Raw genomic sequence first — 22,406 nt, 5'->3', positions numbered from 1 at the left:
GCGTCAGGCCGCGCCTTTTCGAAGTGTCGCCGCCGTTCCTGCCGGATCGAAGGCGATGACTTTCAGATAGGCGCGGGCTGGTTGATCCGGCTCGCTGCGGCCCTTCTCCCAATCGCGCAGGGTGCCGAGAGGGATATGGTATTGTTTAGAAACGTCTTTTGTGTCAGCTTTAGTGCTGGAAAATGATCTTGATGCTAACGTTCTTTTGCTTGCGGCAAAGCGCCGGTTGACGTTAGCGAAAAGCGCAAGCCGATTTACGAATTTCGACGCCGAAAAAACCATTTTCCGAAAGAAGGTTTCGGATATCTCCTTCGCTCAGAGCTGATTTGGGGCCGATAACCACTTCTTTTATCGCTTCTCGGTGGTCGTTGCGGTCGTCAATAAACTTTCCAAACGGCAAGGAGTGGTATTTTATCTCACTGTTGCCCGAGTTTCGGGTTTTGTATGGCGTCCACGGTTTTTCGCGACCGTTCAAAGATACCGATATCGGAATGTTGTTCGGTGGGGGCTTATTGCCTGAGGAGTAGGTCAACCGAATTTCGCCTTCGTATTCCCAGCTAAAGTGTTTGAGCGAGTTTACGATAGAGATTAGAGCAGTTCCGATTTCCACCTCTTTTTCGGCGTCTCGAAATATACTTTCTCCATAGATCTCTATCGGCTTAACGACTTCCGAAATTAGATTGTATAGGTGCTCTTCGCTGCTTTCATCTACATAACGAACTCTATAAATCCGGCCATGCATATCTGTTATGGCTCTAGAGCGAAATCCTATCGCGTATCCGTCCCCGTTGCCACCATACTCTCTCCACATATTGATGTTGTCACCGTTGGGAGTGAAGCAAGTCGTATAGCAACGCGCGTCTTTGAAGTACTCTATCATCTTCATGGTCATTTGCGCGAGAACGCGTGCGTTGTTGCTGGAATATTCCTTCCGGCCGATTTCATCGGTCACTCTTCGAAGAGTATCCAAACCCATTTGGATATCTCTAGGATCATTCGATGCTTGAAGATCGGAAAGCCAGAGTTCGTGCGATTGTAAAATCCCTTTAAAACCGCTTTCGGCAGTATAGTGGTACATCGTCTTCGTTGGTATGTACTCTAAGTACGCCATATTTTACGTCGTTCCCATTACAAATTCACCCGCCACTAGGACGGGTGAAGATAAATCTGCTTTAGGTGATAGAATGAGTACGATTTAGCTGCAACCGCTCGTCGCACCGCAAGTATCGCACTTCTCGCAAGTGCCATTGCGCACCATCGTGAAGTTCTGGCATTCCGAGCACATGTTGCCGGTGTAGCCTTGAGCGATCGAGCGCATGCGGCGTTCGTTTTCCTTCTTCTTGGCTTCCGCCTTGGCTGATGCTGCGTCTGCTGCGGCCTTGTCGGAGAAGAGGGCGGTGGCGGTCTGTTTGGCTTCCTGGACCACGTCATCGATTACCTCTTCGGCAATCTCTCCCGCCAGTTCCTTGGCGCGCTCTTCATAGTCGCGCTTGAAGGAGACGATTTCCGAGGTGGTGATGGAGACGGTCGGTTCCAGCTTGCGGGCGGCTGAGCCTGCGAAGGAGGTGACGTTGGCCGAGGCGCGGGCGGGGGCTGCCGTTGCCGAACCCTTCGGCTCGGAACCGGCACGTTCGCCTTCGTTGCTGGAAACCAGCGTCGGCTTGTAACCGCGTGTCCAGCCGGTGGACAGGAGATTGGTCTTGCCTTCCTGGATACCCTTGCCGAGTGCGGTATTGGAGAAATCCGACGTATCGACATGGGCGAGATCGTGACGGCCGAGATAGGAGACAGCGAGTTCGCGGAACACGTAGTCGAGGATCGAGGTGGCGTTCTTGATCGCGTCGTTGCCCTGCACCATGCCGGCCGGTTCGAACTTGGTGAAGGTGAAGGCCTCCACATATTCTTCCAGCGGCACGCCATATTGCAGGCCAAGCGAAATCGCGATGGCGAAGTTGTTCATCATCGCACGGAAGGCAGCACCTTCCTTGTGCATGTCGATGAAGATTTCGCCGATGCGGCCATCACCGAATTCGCCGGTGCGCAGATAGACCTTGTGACCGCCGACCGTTGCCTTCTGGGTGTAACCCTGACGGCGGTTCGGCAGCTTTTCACGCTCGCGGGAGACGCGTTCGATGACACGCTCGACGATCTTTTCGGTGATCGTCACGGCCTGTTGTGCGAGCGGCTGCTGGATCAGTTCCTCGATCAGATCTTCCTCGTCCTCGTCTTCGACCAGCGAGGAGTTGAGCGGCTGGGAAAGCTTGGAGCCATCGCGGTAAAGGGCGTTGGCCTTCAGCGCCAGCTTCCAGGACAGCATGTAGGCGCTGCCGCAATCTTCAACCGTCGCGTCGTTCGGCATGTTGATCGTCTTGGAGATCGCGCCCGAGATGAACGGCTGTGCCGCCGCCATCATGCGGATGTGGGATTCGACCGAGAGATAACGCTTGCCGATTTTGCCGCAGGGGTTGGCGCAATCGAAGACCGGCAGGTGTTCGTTCTTGAGGAACGGTGCGCTTTCCAGCGTCATCGCGCCGCAAACATGCACGTTTGCCGCCTCGATGTCCTTCTTGGCAAAACCGAGATGCTCCAGCAGGTTGAAGCTGATGTCGGAGAGCTGCTCGTCGGAAACCTTCAGCGTGCCCTTCAGGAAGTCAGCGCCGAGCGTCCACTGGTTGAAGACGAACTTGATGTCGAAGGCGCTTTTCAGCGCTGAATTGACGGCGTCGATCTTCTCGTCGGTGAAGCCCTTGGCCTTCAGCGTCGAGGGGTTGATGGCGGGCGCCTGGTTCAGGTTGCCGTGGCCGACCGCATAGGCTTCGATCTCGGCGATCTGGCTTTCGGAATAGCCGAGCGAACGCAGCGCATCCGGAACGGCGCGGTTGATGATCTTGAAGTAACCGCCGCCGGCGAGCTTCTTGAATTTCACCAGCGCGAAGTCGGGCTCGATGCCGGTCGTGTCGCAATCCATCACGAGGCCGATCGTGCCTGTCGGCGCGATGACGGTGGTCTGGGCGTTGCGGTAACCGTGCTTTTCGCCAAGCTCCAGCGCCTTGTCCCAGGCGGCGGTGGCGTGGGCGACGAGGTCCTGATCCGTGCAATCGGCATGGATGAGCGCGACCGGGTTGACCGACAGGCCCTCATAGCCATCGGACAGGCCATGCGCGGCGCGGCGGTGGTTGCGGATGACGCGCAGCATGTTTTCGCGGTTCGGCGCAAAGCCCGGGAAGGGGCCAAGCTCGCCGGCCATTTCAGCCGAGGTGGCGTAGGAAACGCCCGTCATGATGGCGGTCAGCGCACCTGCGATGGCGCGGCCTTCGTCGCTGTCATAGGGAATGCCCGACGACATCAGGAGGCCGCCGATATTGGCGTAACCGAGGCCGAGCGTGCGGTATTCGTAGGAGCGTTCGGCAATCTGGCGCGAGGGGAACTGCGCCATCATGACCGAGACTTCGAGAACGACGGTCCACAGGCGCACGGCATGTTCGTAATCGGCGATGTCGATGCGCTTCGTCGACTGATCCTTGAACTGCAGCAGGTTCAGCGAGGCAAGGTTGCAGGCCGTGTCATCAAGGAACATGTATTCCGAGCACGGGTTGGAGGCGCGGATCGGACCGGCGGCCGGCGAGGTGTGCCAGTCGTTCATCGTGGTGTTGAAGTGCAGGCCCGGATCGGCCGATGCCCAGGCGGCGTGGGAAATCTTTTCCCAGAGGTCGCGGGCCTTCAGCGTCTTCATCACCCGGCCGTCGCGGCGGGCGATCAGGTTCCAGTCGCCGTCATTTTCAACGGCGCGCAGGAAGTCGTCCTTCAGCGAGACCGAGTTGTTGGAGTTCTGGCCGGAAACAGTGAGATAGGCTTCCGAATCCCAGTCCGTGTCATAGGTCTTGAAGTCGATGTCCTTGTAGCCCTGTTGGGCGAACTGGATGACGCGCTTGACGTAATTTTCCGGAACCTGATCCCTCTTGGCAGCGCGGATTTCGCGCTTCAGGGCCGGGTTCTTAGCAGGATCGAAGCAATCGCTGTTGTCGGCCTCGCAATTCACGCAGGCCTTCATGATCGCCTTCAGATGGCGCGCAACGATCTTGGAGCCGGTGACGAGGGCGGCAACCTTCTGCTCTTCCTTCACCTTCCAGTCGATATAGGCTTCGATATCCGGATGGTCGGCGTCAACGACGACCATCTTGGCCGCACGGCGCGTGGTGCCGCCGGACTTGATGGCGCCGGCAGCGCGGTCGCCGATCTTGAGGAAGCTCATCAGGCCGGAGGACTTGCCGCCGCCGGAAAGCTTCTCGCCTTCGCCGCGCAGATAGGAGAAGTTGGAGCCGGTGCCGGAGCCGTATTTGAACAGGCGTGCTTCACGCACCCAAAGGTCCATGATGCCGCCTTCATTGACCAGATCGTCTTCGACGGACTGGATGAAGCAGGCATGCGGCTGGGGATGTTCGTAGGCGGATTTGGACTTGGTCAGCTTGCCGGTGAAGGGATCGACATAGAAGTGGCCCTGGCCGGGGCCGTCAATGCCGTAAGCCCAGTGCAGGCCGGTGTTGAACCATTGCGGGCTGTTGGGCGCAACGCGCTGGGTGGCGAGCATATAGGCAAGCTCGTCACGGAAGGCGAGAGCATCTTCCTCGGAGGAGAAATATTTGCCCTTCCAGCCCCAGTAGGTCCAGGTGCCGGCCAGACGGTCGAAAACCTGGCGCGCATCGGTCTCGGAGCCGGAACGCTCCGCCTCGGGCACGTCTTTCAGGGCTTTCTCATCGGCAACCGAACGCCAGAGGAAGGAAGGAACGTCGTTTTCCTCGACCTTTCTCAGAACCTTCGGCACACCGGCCTTGCGGAAATATTTCTGCGCCAGAACGTCGGTGGCAACCTGGCTGAACTGCACGGGAACGTCGATATCCGCCAGACGGAACACGACGGATCCATCAGGGTTCTTGATTTCACTGACGGCCTTGCGGAAGTCGATCTCCGCGTAAGGCGATTGGCCGGGCTTCGTGAAGCGGCGTTCAATGCGCATGGTTTCCTGTCCTCGTCCATTGGGCGCCCGGCAAAGGGCGCAAAAATCCGGTCCAGCCGTGCGAACTCTGCGCGCAGCCGGTTGTTGCCGATCTGTAAGGGATGTTCATCCTTGGATGTGATCCCTGTATCTCGTGGCTTATTCGGCTGCAAGCAGCGTGTGTGATACTAAATATAGTATCAACAGCTTCCTGCCGCCAGTCCCCGCGTCATGTTTTTGGCGCTTCCCGAACGACACGCGAAATCCACCGGCGAACCGCCCCCTGATGGCCGGGACGCCTCTTCTGGACTTGCGAGCTGAAATTGAGAGGGACCGGCCTCGTTACTTTCCGATCCGTTGCCGCCGCAACATAACTGTCACTTTCCTCCCGCAGCATAGATTCGTCAAGACATAGATTGAAACCGTTTTTTAACCACAAGATATTGTGTGAAGTGCCTGTGGAAAACGGGGATAGCGAAAGCGTTCAAAAAAATCAGTGACTTGGCACGGAACTTTGAAGCTTGTGCCGGGCTGGTTTCCGCAACGGAAAGCAAAAACCCCGTATTTCCGGGGTGAGGCATAAAGGCGACACTGCGGTTTTTCCGTGTTTTTTCACTGTCGTCAAAAAAGCATTTCCACACAAAAAAGCCGCCCCGGCGGGACGGCTTTTCAGACTTGATTTCCGGCTGTGGCGGGTGATCAGCCGTGCGATCCCTTGGCGATCGGCTCCTGATAGGTGAAACCCATGTCCCAGGGAAAATAGATCCAGGTGTCCTGGCTGACTTCGGTGACAAAGGTGTCGATGGTCGGCACGCCCTTCGGCTTGGCGTAGACGCAGGCGAAATGCGCCTTCGGCAACATTTCACGCACTTCCAGCGCCGTTTTGCCGGTGTCGGTCAGATCGTCCACGACGAGCACGCCTTCGCCGCTGTCGGCCATCAGTTCCGGCGCGACGCCCTTCAGGAGAACCGTGTCGCCCTGGTTGACGTAATCGTGGCGGGTGGCGATGCAGACCGTATCGATCATGCGGATGTTCAGTTCGCGCGAAATAATCGCCGCCGGCACGAGACCGCCGCGGGTGATGCAGACGATCGCACGGAACTCCCGGTCAAGGCCGGCAAGACGCCAGGCAAGCGCGCGGGCATCGCGGTGGAACTGGTCCCAGGATACGGGAAATGCTTTATCGGGAAGGGACATGTCGTCTACCATCTGGTCAAAATTGTCGATGGCTTTGGCTAATAGCCGCAAGACCTGCAAAAAGGCAAGCTTTCCGCGCAAAGTCCTTGAGGCCAATCACATATGAAATGCGCGAATGCCGCCCGTTTCTTCTCCCCGCCGGAGAGAAGGTGGCCCGAAGGGCCGGATGAGGGGGGCAAACTCTCTGTCTATCTCTGCCGTCGCCCCCTCAGCCCGCATCCGCGACCTTCTCCCCCGAACGGGGAGAAGAAACAAGCCGCATCCGCTCGCCCACATTCAAACCTCACTGCATGCGTTTTACCGGGACAGCAGCGTCATTGCCGTCATGGAATCGAGGAGCGTGCGCGTCACACCGCCGAACAGCAGCTCCCACCAGCGGGAATGGCCGTAAGCGCCCATGACCAGAAGGTCGATGCTGTTGTCGGACAGCTTGTTTTCGATCGCGGCCTGCGGTGAGACGCCGGCAATCTTTTCCTGCGAGGTTACCGTTACATTGACGCCGTGGCGGGCGAGTGTCGCGGCCAGTTCGGCGCCGGCGAGGCCAGAGGATTGCGTTTCGCTCTCGGCCTGATCGACGGAGAAGATTTCGACGCTATCCGCCGCAATCAGGAAGGGCAGGGCATCGAACGTAGCGCGTGTCGCCTCGCGGGAGCCGTTCCAGGCAATCAGCACGCGCTTGATCGGTTTGGCCGCCGTCAGCACATGCGGCACGAGGAGAACGGGGCGACCGCTTTCATAAAGAAAACTATCGATGTCCGAGCGGCTGTCGGACAGCGCCGAGGCGCTGCTCTGGCGGGCGACGATGAGATCGGTGCAACGCGCGCTGTCGATTGCCGATGCGGAGGCGTAACCCACCGAGGTTACGAAGCTGCGCCACTCATGCGAGATGCCGTTGGCGGACAGCGTGCGCTCGAAAAGGGTCCCGACATCAGTGGTTTCCTTGTGCGCCACGTCCTGAAGCACCTGGACGGTGGCGGGGTCGGGGATTTCCATCGGCGCGACGAGCGGAACGGCAGCGAGTGTTTCCATATGCAGGCCGATCACATGCGAGGAAAACTGGTCGGCAAGACTTACTACGAATTCGCCGAGCTTTTGCGTGTTCGCAACATTGTCGACCACTGCCAGTATCGTTTTGTAACCCATTTCTCTCTCCTCGGTGACACGCGTTTCTGTGGGGAGAGTGGCTTCCTTTGCCGGAGGCCACCTTGATATTGGTCAACCCGTTTCCGTCTCAGGCGGTTGCATCGCCACTGCCGGCCGCCAGACTTTTTTCCTGGCCGATGGATTCGATCATCGCGGCCACCGCATCCGCCGCCGCTTTCAGGACGGCGGCGTCGCGGGCGCGCACGACGATCTCAGTCGAAAAACGCTGTCCGTCATATTTCGGGTAGGAACCGATGCTTGTTTCGGGATGCGCCTTCTGCACGGCCGTCAGCGGCGTCCCGATATCACCTTCGCCATAGGGAGAACGCACCGCTTGCGACATGATCTTCGCGCCGGTGCGCAATGTGGGCATGACATTGTCGAGCATGGCCTGAAACACCTGCGGAACGCCGGCCATGACATGGACATTGCCGATGACGAAGCCGGGGGCGACCGAAACGGGATTGGCGATGTGGCTGGCGCCTCTCGGCATGCGGGCCATGCGCTTGCGCGCCTCGGTGAACTCCATTTCGCGGACGCGGTACATATCGCCCAGAATGCGCAGCGCCTCGGCATCGTGCTCGCAGGGCAGGCCGAATGCCGCCGAGACCGCATCCGCCGTGATGTCGTCATGGGTCGGGCCGATGCCGCCGGAGGTGAACACATAGTCATAGCGGGCGCGCAGAGCGTTCAGCGCCTCGACGATCGCATCCTCCTCGTCGGCGACGATGCGTACTTCCTTCAGGTCTATGCCGGACATGGTGAGAACATCCGCGAGATGCCCGATATTCTTGTCCTTGGTGCGCCCCGACAGCAGTTCGTCGCCGATGGCGAGCATGGCGGCGGTTACGACGGATGTGGTGGGGGAAGGGTTGGACATGGTTGTACTCGTCAGCTGTTTTGACCGACGTTAGTCCCCCGTCCGAGGAATGCAAAGCGGTTTCGGAAAAATGTCTTTTTGCAAACAGTTGACGTTCCGGTTTTTCGTTCACTTATCGTGAACAGTGCGTATGCCAATCCCCGGCTGGCGGAATGCAGGCCAGTTCGCTACCTTTTCTCCACATACATCTGACGGGCCAACGCCGATGATCATCGAGTTCTTGAAGAAGCTTCTGGCGGTCAAGCCGGAAACAGTTCCAACAAAGGAAACAAAGAGAATGACGAAAGTTCTGGTACTCTATTATTCTTCTTACGGTCACATCGAGACGATGGCTTACGCCGTTGCGGAAGGTGCGAAATCGACAGGTGCGGAAGTCGTCGTGAAGCGGGTTCCGGAACTGGTGCCGGAAGACGTCGCCAAGTCCTCGCACTTCAAGATGGATCAGGCGGCGCCGATCGCAACCGTTGACGAACTGGCCGAATACGACGCCATCATCGTCGGCGCCGGCACGCGCTTCGGCACGGTCGCCTCGCAGATGCGCAATTTCTGGGACCAGACCGGCGGCCTGTGGTTCGGCGGCAAGCTGGTCGGCAAGGTCGGCTCGGCGTTCACCTCATCAGCCACGCAGCATGGCGGTCAGGAATCGACCATCCTCGGTTTCATTCCCACCTTCCTGCACCACGGCATGGCGGTTGTCGGTCTGCCCTATGCTTTCCAGGGTCAGATGGGCGTCGATGAAATCAAGGGCGGCTCGCCCTATGGCGCCTCCACGATCACTGACGGTGACGGCTCGCGCCAGCCTTCCGCGATCGAACTGGAAGCTGCACGCTATCAGGGCGCGCATGTCGCCAAGCTGGCGGCCAAGCTTTCCGCTTGAGCATCGTTCACTGAAAAAAGAAATGCGGCCCGAAAGGCCGCATTTTCTTTACTCCGGCATTTGAAGACGCCGGTTCCGGGAGGCGAGGGATTTTTTAAGGCGGGTCAGATCGGCAGGTTGACCATGAAAAGGCAGCTTGCAATCACGAAGCCGAGCATCGAAATTTCGAGAAAACCGTTCAATCCGTCACGCATTCCAATCCTCCGTATGTTGGGCGAAAAGAGAACGGACAGAGTCTATCGCGGTTCCATAACAGAAGAGTGAATTTTAGTAATTTTAAATGTCTCGCCTCTCCACCAGCTGACGGAGGGAGACAGGCGCTTCAGCCGGTGACGACGAAGGCGACCACGAGGTGGCCGAGAAGGCCGATGGCGAGGCAGCAGAGCAGGAAAATGAACAGTGCTTTTTTCATGTTTGCGGAAGCTTCCATCTGTTTTTACCCTTTAAGCCGGTTGTCGTGACGTTTTCGCGCCGCAGGCGGCCTTGCTGGTGTCAGACTTTGATATGTCAGGCCTTGATGTCGAGGCCAGCCTCGATTGCGGCGGCGATGAAGGCCTTGCGCGCATCTTCCGGTTTTTTCCTGCCGGCATCGACGGCGGCGCAGACCAGCAGCGCCGCGTCCAGCGCATCGCCATCCTCTATCGGCCAATCCTCGATCATGGCCCAGGATGCTGCCTGCGTCGTCTCGATGCTCGTATAGTCGCCCGGCGTTTCGAACGCGATCAGGACGGGTTTTTGCCAGCGCGTGTTCATCGCTTATCCGTATTGGTTGTCGTGCCCGGCTCTAAACCAAGCGGGCGGGATGCGCAATCCTGTTTACGGCCGCCTGCGGTGCGGTCAGTCGTCGCGCCCGAACAGCCAGTCGCGAATGATGCGGCGGTCGATGAGTTCCAGCGAGCGGTCGGGTGCGATGCGATAGGTTTCCACCGCCCGGGTGCTGCCGTCGATGCGGAATTCATGGCTGAAGGTGCTGCCGATTGGCGATTTCGTCAGCTTGGTGCGCGGCTGGCCCTTATAGGTGATGCTGCCGGGGATCGGCTCGACATAGGCCGCCGGCCCCGTGGTCGTGCATCCCGCAAGTGTAAGCGCGAGCGTGATAGTGGCCGATGATACGAGCGTTTTCATCCTGTCCTCCGAAGTGCGTTTGCGAAAACGATATGGAGGCGCAGCGGTTCCCGGCTTGAGCCAGAACTATTCGCGCGCGACCCAGCGCGGGAAAGCGTAGACGAGGAAGCTGAGGATGAAAAGCGGGAGGGGGCGGAAACTTGTCCGGAGACCAGATGCGCCGGAAGATGAAACAGGCGAGACCTGGCGCACTGCCAGTGATACCAGGTCTCCCAGTCTCCCGCCAGTTTCAGGGAACGGGCGACTTGACTTAGTATGACGAACGACCGGCGACATACATAGACCGAGAAATCACCTCGAATAAATCGCTGTCATGGTCGATCAACGGGCAGGGCGGAGAATCGCCAGCGGCCATGCAATATTGTTACCCGGCAAATAATCTTGTCGTGTAGGGGGCCGGAATACCGTTCTTCGCCGAGCGCGACCCGCTGCCTTGTCCGGATACGAGGTTTAACCCTTTGAATCGGATAAGGGGTGGCTTTTCCTGGCTGTGCAGAAGCGAGTGGAGATGAGGGAACTTTTGCGGGGCTGCGCCATTAAAACAGGCGGGACACACAGTATTACTGGAGGGCCAAACATGCTCGGCACAATCCTTGTCATCCTGCTCATTCTTTTCCTGATCGGCGCGCTGCCAAGCTGGGGTTACCACAATTATGGCTACGGCCCCTCGGGCGGCCTCGGCCTGGTTCTGGTCATCATCCTGATCCTGGTCCTGCTCGGTCGCATCTGACCGATCGGGTGTTTGCCGTCGCGCCGGTAAGTCAGTCCGGCATCAAGTCGGAAATCTGCCCATGCGACACCAGCAGGCGCGGGTTTGCCATGCTGCCGCTTTCCTCATTCACGGTGACGGCATAAGCCGCAACGCCGATGTGACGCGGCGCCATTGCACCCGCCATTTTCTCGGCAGATGCCGCGTTGGTTGCGGGGCGCATTTCGCCCGGCACAATCCCATAACGCCCCTTTTTGAACTGCACTACGATGATTTTCTCGGCGTCCGACATATGTCTTGCTCTCTCATTTGTTCTATAAATGTTCTCATTTTGAATGGGAGTCAACAGGGTTCGTGTCCTTGATCGGGAGAGCGAAGGCGAGGGAACCTGCGCCAGTTCGAAGAACGCGGCGAGAACGGATATTCGAAATAAAAAAAGGATCATATTCAGAATGACCCTCTTGCGCATCGTTTAGGATTATTCTAAACCGCCGCCACCACAGCGAAAATCGCTCACGGATGGCCTCGTGGCGGAGTGGTGACGCAGAGGACTGCAAATCCTTGTACCCCGGTTCAATTCCGGGCGAGGCCTCCAAAAAATCACCAATGAAATCAACTATTTGTTGAGTAATCCCCTTTTGCAGCGGGGGATTTAATGTTGCATCCTGTTGCGCGCGGATTCCCCCTGTTTCCGGGCATTTCCTTTCGACCACGGCGAATCCATGCGACATGGATTGCAACAGGAGAGGGTTACGGCAGTGATAGTGCGATCATCGTAATGCCGGCGAAGAAGCTGACAAGCGCCGCCGACGCTAGGATCCCCGTGCCCAAGTTCGCATTCGTCCCTTGCGTCCAGTCATTTTTATTCGGGTCGATGAGCGCGCTAGAGTAAGCCTGGTTGGTCAGATACGCGCAGGTCATTGCAAGCACCGTCAGGCCGGCGCCTACCGCGAAGCAGATGAGAGACTTGGTGGCAGACTCTACAAGCGGGACGAACTCCGGCTTTAAGTTCTGGCTGGTGGATGCGCTACCGACGAAGGTCAGGAGAGCAACGCATGCGCCGCCGTTCAGCAAGAATAAAGATTTCAGGCCTTGCGCAGCGCCCTCGATGGCGGCCGCTTCGAGCGTTTGAAATCTTTGTTTGGTGAATTCGTCCATGCAGCCCCCCAAGGTGTAATTCATGCCAGTACTCAAGAATGCACGGCACGAGACATTGTGCAACGGTTGGCTAGGTAACACATAATGAGCTACGGAGCCGTCTCAATCATTCAACAATGTCTAGGCTGGTTTCCGTAAATTCGTACCACTTATGCTCAAAAGTTCCCTCCTGCCGGTTGAACCATTCGCAAATCAAGGCACCTTTGTCCGTCACTCGCTTGGGCCAGCCAAAACAAAACGACCAAAGAAGCTAAGCAACCTGCCGCCTGCAGATCAGTTCCAGATTATGTAACTACGCTTCGCGCCGCTCTGCTCGCAGCAAAAAAGCAAGCTCCTCTTATTGTCAGAGAGGAAGACCCAAATGATCAAAGTAAAGCATGACGCGCGGGTGGCTTCTCCTACCACGTCGAAACAGCTCTAACGCTTCAACGTCGTTATGTAAGACCATTTCTAGAGCAGGAGCCGATATTTCTAGTGGTGCGCCAGGAACAGCTTGGCGGACAATGCGATACTCTTTGCAGAGACCGCTTGTCGTCTTCTCGGTGCGACGAGCGCGGTGAGCCGCCTCCTTCAGGCAGATTATCTCGTCTGGCTTCATTAGAATGGGTGCGTAGGGCTGCGTCAAAAAGACCCTGGGTGAAGGCATCGATTGAAGTTGTTGAAGCAGCAGTTTTGAGGTAGCCCTCGTCACGATCGATAGTGTCAAGTAATAGCTTGGAAATATTCAAAATGATGGATTGGGATTGGGTAGACTGGTTCCCTATAGTCGTCTTTCCGCTCAAGATTCTCGTGTTAGGCACGGGCATGTTCTTCGCCATCAAGTGGCATCACGATCAAGCGAAGAAGGAAAAGGAAACTGGCGGACCGTAAGCGCCCGCCGTGATTTTCCGAAAGGCACACGCCGCCGTGCCAAGCGATGTTCTGGTTTGGGGATGAGTCAAGACGATGCTTATTGCGGTCTTTCACGTTCTTGCTGTTCTAAAAATCCCCGCCATTTCGCTTTTTCCAGCACTTCCCGTTCACCACGCTTGAAAGCGCAGGCTTGGGCAATTATGAGATTGTCTAAAGGCTGGGGGAAACCCGCGCCGTTTTGAGCTTTTGGAGCCGAGGCTTCCCGACCGGCATCCGCGAAATTGAGGCGATAACGATATGATGGATTTCGAAACCGCACGCGCCAATATGGTCGACAGCCAGTTGCGCACGACCGACGTGACGTCGCATTCGGTGCTGAAGGCGTTTTTGAGCGTGCCGCGCGAAGCTTTCGTGCCGGCCGGTGTGCGGCAGATTGCCTATGTGGACGAGGATCTGCAGATCTGTCCCGCCCGGGACGGCCGTCCGGCCCGTTATGTCATGAAGGCCTCGCCGCTGGCGAAGCTCTTGCAGCTTGCGGTCGTGACCAAGGAAGACGTGGTGCTGGAAGTCGGCGGTGGCGCCGGTTATACGGCGGCCATCCTTTCCCAGCTCGCCGGTTCGGTGGTTTCTCTCGAATGCGACGAGACGCTGGCGGCTGAGGCGACCGAGACGCTGGCTTCGCTTGGATATGACAATGTCGCCGTCGTTACCGGCGATCTCGAAAAGGGTTATGCGGGTGAAGCGCCCTATGACCTCATTTTCGTCAACGGTTCGGCCGAAGAAGTGCCGGCGGCGCTGACCGATCAGCTGCGGGACGGCGGACGTCTGGTCGTTGTCGTCGGATACGGTAATGCCGCAAAGGCCACCGTCTATCGCCGCGACGGCAACAGCACATCGGCCGCCACCTCTTTCAACGCCTCGATCAAGCCTTTGCCCGGTTTTGCCAAGGCGGCCGAATTCGTTTTCTGATCCCTTAAAAGCGATCATCATGTTTTTGACGCCGGGGTGGATTTTCCGCCCCGGCGTTTGTTTTTGCGGGTGGTCTGCCGGAGACGTGCTTTGCCAGCCGCTTGCCCCAAAGAGGCCTCGCTCACAAAGCTGTGCATCACGGCGAAACTTGTCGAATCAGTGATTTAGTTCCGGACTATGCTGCCATAGACTAAGGGTGATTCGGGGTGTGCGTATTTCTGCCTCGTTTGACCCTGGAACAGGAACGACAAAAACGCCTGGCGGTTTTGATCGGACATGTTTCAAAGCATCGGCCGGGGAAACGGAATCGGTTTTCAACAGGAACGATGCGCAGATTTGAAAATGTTGGAGTGTCCCTTGTGCGTCCGTATGGATGCACGGCGCTCTGAAGAGTGGAAACCGGGGATTGATATGGCTCAGCCAAGCGTAGCGCGTGAACCGTCCATGGAAGAGATTTTGGCGTCCATACGCCGGATTATCGAAAGCAACGAGCCCGGGCCTGCCGGTGCGTTTTCCGGGCAATTGCCGCCGGTCTACGACGATGAAGACGATGCCGCGAGCGAAACGGCCTTCGTGACGGAGGCCATCAGCCCGCCGGCGCGCGTTCCCCCCGCCGCAAACCAGGCTTTCGGCGCACGGCCGGCGCATGATTTTTCGCCGGCTTCCGAAAGGCCGATGTCTGAACAACAGGACGGCTCCGCCGACAGAAGCATGTCGCTGGCCGACGTCGCCGCGCGCGTGCGCGCCGCCGCCGATCGCAATGCCGCCATGGGGCCGCAGGCTTTCGCCGCGCAGGCGCACCGGGGCGTGACCGAGCCGGCGCAGGCCTCGTCCGTTTCCTCCGTATCCCAGGCGTCGCATGCGCCGCAGGCCGAACGGACAGTGCCGCAGGCCGAACGCACCACACCGCAGCGTCCGACGGATGTGCGGCCGCTGCTGGCGGCGGTTGCCGCAAGTGCTGGCGAACAACCGGCGCCTTTCGTCGCCGAGGACCGCGCGGCTGCTGTCGCCGTTGAAAGCGCGTCCTTCGCGGATAGCCGCTTCGATCAGTTTTCGCTGCGTGGCGCCATCGAAACGCCGGTCGCCGAGGAGCGCTTCGAAATGGCGGTGCAGGAGCCGGCCGTCGAGATGCCGACATTCGATCTGGCCGAGCCTGCGGATGAAGGCGGCCTGTCGCTCAATCTTATTTCTGCCGCCGCCGGTGCGCAGATCGCCCGTTCCTTCAGCGAGCTTGCAGAAGTCTTCGACGGTGTCGAGCGGCGCTCTGTCGAGGATATCGCCGCCGAGATGCTGCGGCCGATGTTGCAGGACTGGCTGGAAGACAATCTGCCGACACTGGTGGAGCGTCTCGTGCGCGAGGAAATCGAACGCGTGGCGCGCGGCTCGCGCCGCTGAGGCAACGCCGGCTGCGATGAAACGAAGGCCGCTCCGGCACCGGGGCGGCTTTTTTGTTGAAGATGAAGGCGTTATCGGGTCATAGTCGCTGATGGGACCTCTCAATAGGTCGCTTGGGGGTCGGTTTCTGTTGACTCTCGACCATCCATCCTTATTTAAAAAAATCCACACAAGAACTCTAAAATTCAGGTCAGGAAATGCTCGAGAAGACCTACGATTCCGCATCCGTCGAACCGAAGATCGCCAAAGCCTGGGACGAGGCGAACGCTTTTCGTGCCGGCGCCAACGCCAAGCCGGGCGCGGAAAGCTTCACCATCGTCATCCCGCCGCCGAATGTGACGGGTTCACTGCACATGGGCCACGCGCTCAACAACACGCTGCAGGACATATTGGTCCGCTTCGAGCGCATGCGCGGCAAGGACGTGCTGTGGCAGCCTGGCATGGACCATGCCGGCATCGCCACGCAGATGGTCGTCGAGCGAAAGCTGATGGAAGGCCAGCTTCCGGGCCGCCGCGAGATGGGCCGCGAGGCTTTCGTGGAGAAGGTCTGGGAATGGAAGGCCGAATCCGGCGGTTTGATCTTCAACCAGCTGAAACGGCTCGGCGCGTCCTGCGACTGGTCGCGTGAACGCTTCACCATGGATGAGGGGCTGTCCGAGGCCGTTCTCGAGGTCTTCGTTACCCTCTACAAGCAGAACCTGATCTACAAGGACAAGCGCCTCGTCAACTGGGACCCGAAGCTTCAGACCGCGATTTCCGACATGGAAGTCGAACAGCTGGAAATGAAGGGCAACCTTTGGCACTTCCGCTATCCGCTGGAAAAGGGCGTGACCTATCAGTACCCGGTCGCTTTCGACGAGGAGGGCAAGCCCACCGAGTTCGAAACGCGCGATTACATCGTCGTCGCCACCACGCGGCCCGAAACCATGCTCGGTGATACCGGCGTTGCGGTGAACCCGGAAGACGAGCGCTACAAGGGCATCATCGGCAAGCACGTCATCCTGCCGATCGTTGGCCGCAAGATCCCGATCGTTGCCGATGACTATGCCGATCCGACCGCCGGAACGGGTGCGGTGAAGATCACGCCCGCGCACGACTTCAACGATTTCGAAGTCGGCAAGCGTTGCGGCCTGCGCGCCATCAACGTCATGAATATCGATGGCACGATCTCCATCAAGGAGAACGAGGATTTCCTCGAAGGCCTCAACCATCCGGCGGCGCTGCACGGCGCATGGGATCGTCTGGAAGGACAGGATCGCTTCTTCGCCCGCAAGGTCATCGTCGAAATCTTCGAGGAAGCCGGCCTGCTCGACAAGATCGAGCCGCACAAGCATGTGGTGCCGCATGGCGACCGTGGCGGCGTGCCGATCGAGCCGCGCCTGACCGATCAGTGGTGGGTGGACAATAAGACGCTGGCGCAGCCGGCCATTGCCTCGGTTCGTGAAGGCCGCACCAATTTCGTGCCGAAGAACTGGGAAAACACTTACTTTCAGTGGATGGAGAACATCCAGCCCTGGTGTATCTCGCGGCAATTGTGGTGGGGACACCAGATTCCGGCATGGTACGGCCCGGATGGGCAGGTCTTCGTTGAAAAGACCGAGGAAGAGGCGCTTCAGGCCGCCATCCAGCACTATATTGCCCATGAAGGCCCGTGGAAGGCCTGGGTCGAGGAGAAGCTTGAAAACTTCAAGCCGGGTGAAATCCTGACGCGTGACGAAGACGTTCTCGATACCTGGTTCTCGTCGGCGCTCTGGCCGTTCTCGACGCTGGGCTGGCCGGAAAAGACGCCGGAACTGGCGCGTTATTATCCGACCAACGTCCTTGTCACCGGTTTCGACATTATCCCGTTCTGGGTCGTACGGATGATGCAGATGGGTCTGCATTTCATGAAGGACGACGCCGGCAATCCGGTCGAGCCGTTCAGCACGGTCTACATCCACGCTCTGGTTCGCGACAAGAACGGCCAGAAGATGTCGAAGTCCAAGGGCAACGTCATCGATCCGCTGGAGTTGATCGACGAATACGGCGCGGATGCGCTGCGTTTCACGCTCGCCATCATGGCGGCGCAGGGCCGTGACGTGAAGCTCGATCCGGCACGCATCGCCGGTTATCGCAACTTCGGCACGAAGCTCTGGAACGCGACGCGTTTTGCCGAAATGAACGGTGTGAAGCGCGATCCGCATTTCCTGGCCGAAACCGCTTCGCTGACGATCAACCGCTGGATCCTGACCGAGCTTGCCGATACCGCACGCGACGTGACGGCGGCTCTTGAGAACTTCCGTTTCAACGATGCGTCCGGCATCCTCTACCGTTTTGTCTGGAACCAGTTCTGCGACTGGTATCTGGAGCTGCTCAAGCCCGTCTTCAGCGGCGACGACGAGGCGGCCAAGAAGGAATCGCAGGCTTGCGCGGCCTATGTTCTGGACGAGATCTACAAGCTCCTGCATCCCTTCATGCCGTTCATGACGGAAGAGCTGTGGGCGCACACGGCCGGCGAGGGCGAGGAGCGTGGCGATCTGCTTTGCCATACCGACTGGCCGACGCCGGAATTCCGCGACGATGCCGCGGCTGCGGAAATCAACTGGCTGATCGATCTGGTCTCCGGCATCCGCTCTACGCGCGCGGAGATGAACGTGCCTCCGGGCGCCATCGCCTCGCTGGTGGTCGTCGGCGCCAACACCTCCACCGAAGCGCGGCTCGACCGCCATGCCGCCGCCATTCGGCGCCTGGCGCGGGCCGACGAAATCCGCGCCGCCGATGTTGCGCCGAAGGGTTCTGCGCAGATCATCCTCGGTGAGGCGACCGTCTGCCTGCCGCTTGGCAACCTCATCGATCTGGCTGCCGAAAAGGCCCGTCTCGAAAAGGCGATCGGCAAGGTGGATGCGGAGATGGAGCGCATCGACAAGAAGCTGTCGAACGAAAAGTTCGTGGCCAATGCCGATCCAGAGGTTGTGGCCGCCGAGCGCGAGCGCAAGGTGGAACTTGAGGTTCAGCTGACAAGCCTGAGAACGGCCATGCAGCGGGTCAGCGAAGCGGGATAATATCCCGGTTCCATTCGAGACCGGAACGCCCCGCAAAAAGCGGGGCGTTTTTGCGTTTTGTCAGGTTTCTTTTTCGTTTTATTGCTGCGCTGCAACGGCGAATCGCTCACGCACGACAGTGCGATTATTTCATCCCGGTTTTGGCCGAAATAACCCGGAAAAGCGGGAAAAGACCAATGAAAACGGCCTGATAACCGGGTTTGTTCGAGAAACCTCCAACTGTGGTTATTTGGCGACATTTCTCGACAAAATAGGGAATTTGTTTCGTTTTGCGGCAAGTTTTTCGGTGGGTTTAGAAAAATAGCCTAAAATGATTATATAAGAGCGGACGCATAAAAAACTTACGTAAAAAAATGGCCGTTTGGGGGTGATCGCGCCAAGCTGCGACACATTGTCATTTCCCCTTTAGCGTTTCACTCTATCAACGATCACATTGCCTTGATTGGGGAGATAGATGGCAAAAACTGTATTTTTTCGCGGCGCGGTATGTTTCGCAGTCAGCATCGCGGCAGTCACGCCTTCACTGGCGGGCGGCCTTGAGCGCGGCGGTTACAATATCGACCTGCTGTTCGATCCGTCCGATTATGTTCTCGACAGTTCCGCTACATTCGTTGCGCCACAGCGCAAGGTTGATAATGCGCGTGACAATCCGGTGAAAAGCGGCGGCCCGTTGCCGTCGTCCTGGTCGACCACCGCGGACGACTCGGAAAACTACTGGTCGACACGCGTCGGCGCCAAGGCCGCGATCGGCGATTTCGGCGACTGCATGTTCGATTATTCGCAGCCCTGGGGAGCGGATCTCAATCCCGGCATCTGGCAGGGTTCGAGCTACAATATCGAAACCAAAGTCAAGTCGCACAATTACGCCACCACCTGCCGTGTGAAGTTCGATCTCGGTAAGGGCGATTTCTCGATCATCGGCGGCGGTTTCTATCAGGAACTCAGCGGTTACAAATACCGTCAGGTGGTTTCCCCGACGGCGCTCGGCCCCGCTTATCCCTCTCTCTATTCCGGTGTCGGCAAGCTTGACATGGAAGGTGACGGCTGGGGATGGCGTGCGGGTGTCGCTTATGAGATCCCGGAAATCGCTTTCCGCACGAGCCTCGTCTATAATAGTGCCGTCGATCACGATCTCAACGGTACGGTTGACCTCAGAAGCCTTCCAGCGGCCGGCAGCCCGGCGCTCGTCGCTTACGGCGGCAAGGTAACGCCTGTCTACGGCTCGGTTTCCATGCCTGATAGCCTGGAGCTTAAAGTGCAATCCGGTATCGCACCGAACTGGCTTGCCTTCGGTTCCGTGAAATGGACGGACTGGAGCCAGATTCAGGTTGTGCCTTTCTGCCAGGTCGGTGTCTCGTCCTGTGTTGCGGGCGTAACCTCGCTTACTTCGCTCGATCTTTATTATCGTGACGGCTGGACGGTTACCGGCGGTATCGGCCACAAGTTCAACGATCAGTGGAGCGGTGCCGTCAGCCTGACCTGGGATCGCGGTACATCGACGGTGATCGGCACGCAGACCGATACGTGGATGATTGGCACTCAGGTCGTCTATTCGCCCACTCCGAACCTCGAGTTCAAGATCGCCGGCGCTCTCGGCCTGCTCACCTCGGGTGAATCCGCGATCAGCGGCGGCCGTTGCAGCCCCAGCAGTCCGGCAACCTGCGGCGACGAGGCGGGCTATAGTTTCGGCAGCGATGTCGTGGCTGCGATCTCCACAGGGGTCAAGGTCAAGTTCTGACACCATTCCCTGCATTCATGAAAAGAAAGGCCCGGTTTACCAACCGGGCCTTTCTTTTCATTCCCGACTATGATTCCTGCTCGATAAAATTTTCTGGCCCGGATGTTTTGTGACGATTTGGCAACACTTTTCTGCAAGCGTGAGGCCGCGTTGGAATGTGGGCAGATCTGTCCATTTCCCGCCACAAACAAAGTGCTTGGCTTATGTTTATGGACGCGGGGATGGAAGAACATGCAGGCGTTTGATGTGGACCTGGGGAATTGCAGAAAGTGAAAACGGGTTTGGATTCAGGGTTTAAGCAAGTAATACGGGAATTTGATCCGGGTTTCTTGTTTGACACTGGCTGGCAGACGGTGAAACGCCGTTATATTGCCGGAAATTATGCCTATATCTGTTTCACCGAAAAACTTCGGCAATGACCGTTAAGAGACCACCGGTAGTGCGCTGGAAAGTGCTGTCGGAAAGACGCAGTGTGTTCGAAAAATCGCGACCCGGCGGAGTAGATATTCCGCAAGTATTGGCTGTAGCCGGGAAGAGTGAGAGAAGTTCGCCGAAATGCTGAAATGTGAAGCACATGTTCTAAAGCCGCTCTTCATGAGCCTGTTGCTTGCGTCGCTCGCAATGCCGGTGCTGGCTTTTGACATCAATGCAGGCGTTACCAAGGAATCCGGTCCGTTCGATCTGTTCAAGTTCGGCTTCAAGGCCTACAAGAACGGCAACAAGGACGAAGCCGTCGAGGCCTATCGCTATGCGGCCGAAAAGGGCCACACCGGCTCGCGCTGGGCGCTTGCCAACATGTATGCCTTTGGCGACGGCGTTGCCAAAAACGATTTCGAAGCCTTCAAGATCTACAGCGAAATTGCCAGTCAGGGCGTCGAGCCGGGTTCCGAGGACACCGGCTTTTTCGTCAACGCACTTTTATCCCTTGCCGATTATTACCGTCACGGCATTCCCGGCAGTCCGGTGAAAATGGACCTTTCGCAGGCTCGACAGCTTTATTTTCAGGTGGCTTCTACCTTTGGCGTGGCCGAAGCGCAGTTCCGGCTGGCGGAAATGATCCTGGCGGGCGAGGGCGGCCGGGCGGATGTGCAGCAGGCCAAGAAGTGGCTCAATCAGGCGCGCAAGCACGGCCATGCCGGCGCCATGTCGATTTTCGGCAATCTGCTTTTCCAGGAAGGCCAGACGCAGCAGGGACTGGCTTTCATGACGGCCGCGATGGACAAATGTACGGCGGTGGACTGCACCTGGATCCAGAGCCTTCAGGAACAGGCTTTTTCGCTCACGGGTGAAAACGACCGCCGCGCGGCAATCGCGATGGCGCAGAACATGCGGATCGACGATCCGGATTGAAGATAATATCCGTTGTGACCGAGGCGAATTCTGTCGCCTCGCGAGAGCCGCTCAACCGACCGGCGTGAAATCGAAATAACCGCAGACCGGAACGTGATCTGACGGTTTTTCCCATGCCCGGACATGTTTTTCGATACTGACGGATTGCAGCCTGTCGGCCGCCTCCGCCGACAGCATCAGGTGGTCGATGCGGATTCCATTGTTCTTCGGCCAGGCGCCGGCCTGATAGTCCCAGAAGGAATAAAGTCCTGCCTCATCCGTCGTCGCGCGGGCGGCATCGGTAAAGCCCAGATGTTCAAGCTTGCGGAACGCCGTGCGCGTCTGTGGCAGGAACAAAGCGTCGCCTTCCCACACGCGTGGGTCGTGACAATCGAAGGGTTCGGGAATGACGTTGTAGTCACCCGCCAGAATGAGCGGCTCTTCCAGCGCGAGGCGGTCTTCGGCAAAGCGGCGCAGCCGTTCCATCCATGCGAGCTTGTAGGGATATTTGACCGGATCGTCGGGCGGATTGCCGTTCGGCAGGTAAAGCGAGCAGACCCGGATCACACCGCCATCGACGGAAAATACGCCCTCGATGAAACGCGCCTGTTCATCGGCATCGTCGCCCGGCAGGCCACGATTGATCTCGTCGGGCTTCATCTTCGAGAGAAGGGCGACGCCGTTGAAACCCTTCTGGCCGTGGGTCTCGACGTGATAACCGAGCGCTTCAAGCTCAAGGCGGGGGAAACCTTCGTCAACCGATTTGATTTCCTGAAGGCAGACGATATCGGGCGATGAATCCTTCAGCCACTGGCAGAGGTTCTCGATACGCGCCTTGACGCCGTTGATGTTCCAGGTGGCAATCTTCATCGGAGTTTCCCTTTTGTGGGGGTACTTTTACCCGATGCAAATGCGATTGCCACCGTTTTTGGAAACGGATGGTGAGGATGTGGTGGAAAGAAGCCGGGGCAGGGTAGATCAACAGCTATGGATGCACCGC

18 protein-coding genes, 1 tRNA gene and 1 pseudogene are annotated in these 22,406 nt (G+C 58.1%); 9 read left to right on the top strand and 11 right to left on the bottom strand.

Going from position 1 to position 22,406, the window contains the following annotated elements; genetic code table 11:
• Positions 1–3: 3 nt before the first annotated feature.
• From QSK43_RS03975 to QSK43_RS03950, 6 genes and pseudogenes are all read right to left on the bottom strand, one after another.
• Positions 4–176, bottom strand: a pseudogene (locus tag QSK43_RS03975) (helix-turn-helix domain-containing protein); the annotation flags it as partial.
• A 56-nt stretch (positions 177–232) separates the two neighbouring features.
• The gene (locus QSK43_RS03970; protein WP_332302394.1) at positions 233–1,078 is read right to left on the bottom strand and encodes a DUF2971 domain-containing protein; all 846 of its coding nucleotides are present in this window, start codon (positions 1,076–1,078) and stop codon (positions 233–235) included.
• 117 nt (positions 1,079–1,195) lie between these two features.
• A complete protein-coding gene (locus QSK43_RS03965; RefSeq protein ID WP_332302393.1) occupies positions 1,196–5,014 on the bottom strand; it encodes a vitamin B12-dependent ribonucleotide reductase in 3,819 nt (1,272 codons plus the stop codon).
• Between the two features lie 678 nt (positions 5,015–5,692).
• Complete coding sequence (gene gpt / locus QSK43_RS03960; protein WP_045023153.1) at positions 5,693–6,190, bottom strand: xanthine phosphoribosyltransferase; 498 nt, start codon at positions 6,188–6,190, stop codon at positions 5,693–5,695.
• A 297-nt stretch (positions 6,191–6,487) separates the two neighbouring features.
• Complete coding sequence (locus tag QSK43_RS03955; protein ID WP_332302392.1) at positions 6,488–7,333, bottom strand: universal stress protein; 846 nt, start codon at positions 7,331–7,333, stop codon at positions 6,488–6,490.
• 88 nt (positions 7,334–7,421) lie between these two features.
• Positions 7,422–8,213 carry a competence/damage-inducible protein A gene (locus QSK43_RS03950; protein ID WP_332302391.1) on the bottom strand — a complete coding sequence of 264 codons (792 nt, stop codon included), beginning with the start codon at positions 8,211–8,213 and terminating at the stop codon, positions 7,422–7,424.
• Between the two features lie 277 nt (positions 8,214–8,490).
• On the opposite strand from QSK43_RS03950, the gene wrbA reads away from it, so the two are divergent.
• Positions 8,491–9,090 carry an NAD(P)H:quinone oxidoreductase type IV gene (gene wrbA / locus QSK43_RS03945; RefSeq protein ID WP_332302390.1) on the top strand — a complete coding sequence of 200 codons (600 nt, stop codon included), beginning with the start codon at positions 8,491–8,493 and terminating at the stop codon, positions 9,088–9,090.
• A gap of 507 nt (positions 9,091–9,597) precedes the next feature.
• On the opposite strand, the gene QSK43_RS03940 is transcribed toward wrbA, so the two are convergent.
• Positions 9,598–9,843, bottom strand: a complete 246-nt coding sequence (locus tag QSK43_RS03940; RefSeq protein WP_003515635.1) for a DUF982 domain-containing protein — start codon at positions 9,841–9,843, stop codon at positions 9,598–9,600.
• A gap of 84 nt (positions 9,844–9,927) precedes the next feature.
• Entirely contained in the window at positions 9,928–10,215 is a 288-nt protein-coding gene (locus tag QSK43_RS03935) for a hypothetical protein (protein WP_332302389.1), read from the bottom strand.
• Positions 10,216–10,792: 577 nt separating this feature from the next.
• Here QSK43_RS03935 and QSK43_RS03930 point away from each other — a divergent pair.
• The gene (locus QSK43_RS03930; protein WP_084687064.1) at positions 10,793–10,945 is read left to right on the top strand and encodes a DUF3309 family protein; all 153 of its coding nucleotides are present in this window, start codon (positions 10,793–10,795) and stop codon (positions 10,943–10,945) included.
• A gap of 31 nt (positions 10,946–10,976) precedes the next feature.
• Here QSK43_RS03930 and QSK43_RS03925 read toward each other — a convergent pair whose 3' ends face one another.
• Complete coding sequence (locus QSK43_RS03925) at positions 10,977–11,216, bottom strand: hypothetical protein (protein WP_332302627.1); 240 nt, start codon at positions 11,214–11,216, stop codon at positions 10,977–10,979.
• A gap of 229 nt (positions 11,217–11,445) precedes the next feature.
• On the opposite strand from QSK43_RS03925, the gene QSK43_RS03920 reads away from it, so the two are divergent.
• Positions 11,446–11,519: transfer RNA gene (locus tag QSK43_RS03920), tRNA-Cys, on the top strand.
• Positions 11,520–11,674: 155 nt separating this feature from the next.
• On the opposite strand, the gene QSK43_RS03915 is transcribed toward QSK43_RS03920, so the two are convergent.
• Complete coding sequence (locus QSK43_RS03915; protein ID WP_332302388.1) at positions 11,675–12,082, bottom strand: hypothetical protein; 408 nt, start codon at positions 12,080–12,082, stop codon at positions 11,675–11,677.
• A 729-nt stretch (positions 12,083–12,811) separates the two neighbouring features.
• Between QSK43_RS03915 and QSK43_RS03910 the strand changes: the two genes are divergently transcribed.
• The 6 genes from QSK43_RS03910 (at position 12,812) to exoR (ending at position 21,427) form a co-directional block, all read left to right on the top strand.
• On the top strand, positions 12,812–12,952 hold the full coding sequence (locus QSK43_RS03910) for a hypothetical protein (RefSeq protein WP_152643151.1): 141 nt from the start codon (positions 12,812–12,814) through the stop codon (positions 12,950–12,952).
• Positions 12,953–13,231: 279 nt separating this feature from the next.
• Positions 13,232–13,903 carry a protein-L-isoaspartate O-methyltransferase family protein gene (locus QSK43_RS03905; RefSeq protein WP_332302387.1) on the top strand — a complete coding sequence of 224 codons (672 nt, stop codon included), beginning with the start codon at positions 13,232–13,234 and terminating at the stop codon, positions 13,901–13,903.
• Between the two features lie 411 nt (positions 13,904–14,314).
• A complete protein-coding gene (popZ, locus tag QSK43_RS03900; protein WP_332302386.1) occupies positions 14,315–15,298 on the top strand; it encodes a cell division protein PopZ in 984 nt (327 codons plus the stop codon).
• A gap of 197 nt (positions 15,299–15,495) precedes the next feature.
• A complete protein-coding gene (locus QSK43_RS03895; RefSeq protein ID WP_332302385.1) occupies positions 15,496–18,339 on the top strand; it encodes a valine--tRNA ligase in 2,844 nt (947 codons plus the stop codon).
• A gap of 454 nt (positions 18,340–18,793) precedes the next feature.
• The gene (locus QSK43_RS03890; protein ID WP_332302384.1) at positions 18,794–20,077 is read left to right on the top strand and encodes an OmpP1/FadL family transporter; all 1,284 of its coding nucleotides are present in this window, start codon (positions 18,794–18,796) and stop codon (positions 20,075–20,077) included.
• A gap of 555 nt (positions 20,078–20,632) precedes the next feature.
• Positions 20,633–21,427: an exopolysaccharide production regulator ExoR gene (gene exoR, locus QSK43_RS03885; protein ID WP_045022548.1), complete on the top strand. Its 795-nt coding sequence runs from the start codon at positions 20,633–20,635 to the stop codon at positions 21,425–21,427.
• 51 nt (positions 21,428–21,478) lie between these two features.
• On the opposite strand, the gene xth is transcribed toward exoR, so the two are convergent.
• Entirely contained in the window at positions 21,479–22,276 is a 798-nt protein-coding gene (gene xth, locus QSK43_RS03880) for an exodeoxyribonuclease III (protein ID WP_332302383.1), read from the bottom strand.
• Between the last annotated feature and the right edge of the window lie 130 nt (positions 22,277–22,406).

It is taken from the genome of Rhizobium sp. GR12 (assembly GCF_036596185.1).
In the GTDB taxonomy this organism is placed as follows: domain Bacteria; phylum Pseudomonadota; class Alphaproteobacteria; order Rhizobiales; family Rhizobiaceae; genus Agrobacterium; species Agrobacterium nepotum.
The sequence above is the reverse complement of the archived record's forward strand: the minus strand, read 5'-3'. Positions and strand labels throughout refer to the sequence as shown.

Bases quoted from the DNA above. Each gene is read 5' to 3' on its own strand.
- QSK43_RS03940 (WP_003515635.1), bottom strand. From the start codon at position 9,843: ATGAACACGCGCTGGCAAAAACCCGTCCTGATCGCGTTCGAAACGCCG.
- QSK43_RS03915 (WP_332302388.1), bottom strand. From the start codon at position 12,082: ATGGACGAATTCACCAAACAAAGATTTCAAACGCTCGAAGCGGCCGCC.
- QSK43_RS03905 (WP_332302387.1), top strand. From the start codon at position 13,232: ATGATGGATTTCGAAACCGCACGCGCCAATATGGTCGACAGCCAGTTG.
- QSK43_RS03925 (WP_332302627.1), bottom strand. From the start codon at position 11,216: ATGTCGGACGCCGAGAAAATCATCGTAGTGCAGTTCAAAAAGGGGCGT.
- QSK43_RS03965 (WP_332302393.1), bottom strand. From the start codon at position 5,014: ATGCGCATTGAACGCCGCTTCACGAAGCCCGGCCAATCGCCTTACGCG.
- QSK43_RS03930 (WP_084687064.1), top strand. From the start codon at position 10,793: ATGCTCGGCACAATCCTTGTCATCCTGCTCATTCTTTTCCTGATCGGC.
- QSK43_RS03935 (WP_332302389.1), bottom strand. From the start codon at position 10,215: ATGAAAACGCTCGTATCATCGGCCACTATCACGCTCGCGCTTACACTT.
- QSK43_RS03910 (WP_152643151.1), top strand. From the start codon at position 12,812: ATGATGGATTGGGATTGGGTAGACTGGTTCCCTATAGTCGTCTTTCCG.
- gpt (WP_045023153.1), bottom strand. From the start codon at position 6,190: ATGTCCCTTCCCGATAAAGCATTTCCCGTATCCTGGGACCAGTTCCAC.
- QSK43_RS03890 (WP_332302384.1), top strand. From the start codon at position 18,794: ATGGCAAAAACTGTATTTTTTCGCGGCGCGGTATGTTTCGCAGTCAGC.
- exoR (WP_045022548.1), top strand. From the start codon at position 20,633: ATGCTGAAATGTGAAGCACATGTTCTAAAGCCGCTCTTCATGAGCCTG.
- QSK43_RS03950 (WP_332302391.1), bottom strand. From the start codon at position 8,213: ATGTCCAACCCTTCCCCCACCACATCCGTCGTAACCGCCGCCATGCTC.
- wrbA (WP_332302390.1), top strand. From the start codon at position 8,491: ATGACGAAAGTTCTGGTACTCTATTATTCTTCTTACGGTCACATCGAG.
- popZ (WP_332302386.1), top strand. From the start codon at position 14,315: ATGGCTCAGCCAAGCGTAGCGCGTGAACCGTCCATGGAAGAGATTTTG.
- xth (WP_332302383.1), bottom strand. From the start codon at position 22,276: ATGAAGATTGCCACCTGGAACATCAACGGCGTCAAGGCGCGTATCGAG.
- QSK43_RS03955 (WP_332302392.1), bottom strand. From the start codon at position 7,333: ATGGGTTACAAAACGATACTGGCAGTGGTCGACAATGTTGCGAACACG.
- QSK43_RS03895 (WP_332302385.1), top strand. From the start codon at position 15,496: ATGCTCGAGAAGACCTACGATTCCGCATCCGTCGAACCGAAGATCGCC.
- QSK43_RS03970 (WP_332302394.1), bottom strand. From the start codon at position 1,078: ATGTACCACTATACTGCCGAAAGCGGTTTTAAAGGGATTTTACAATCG.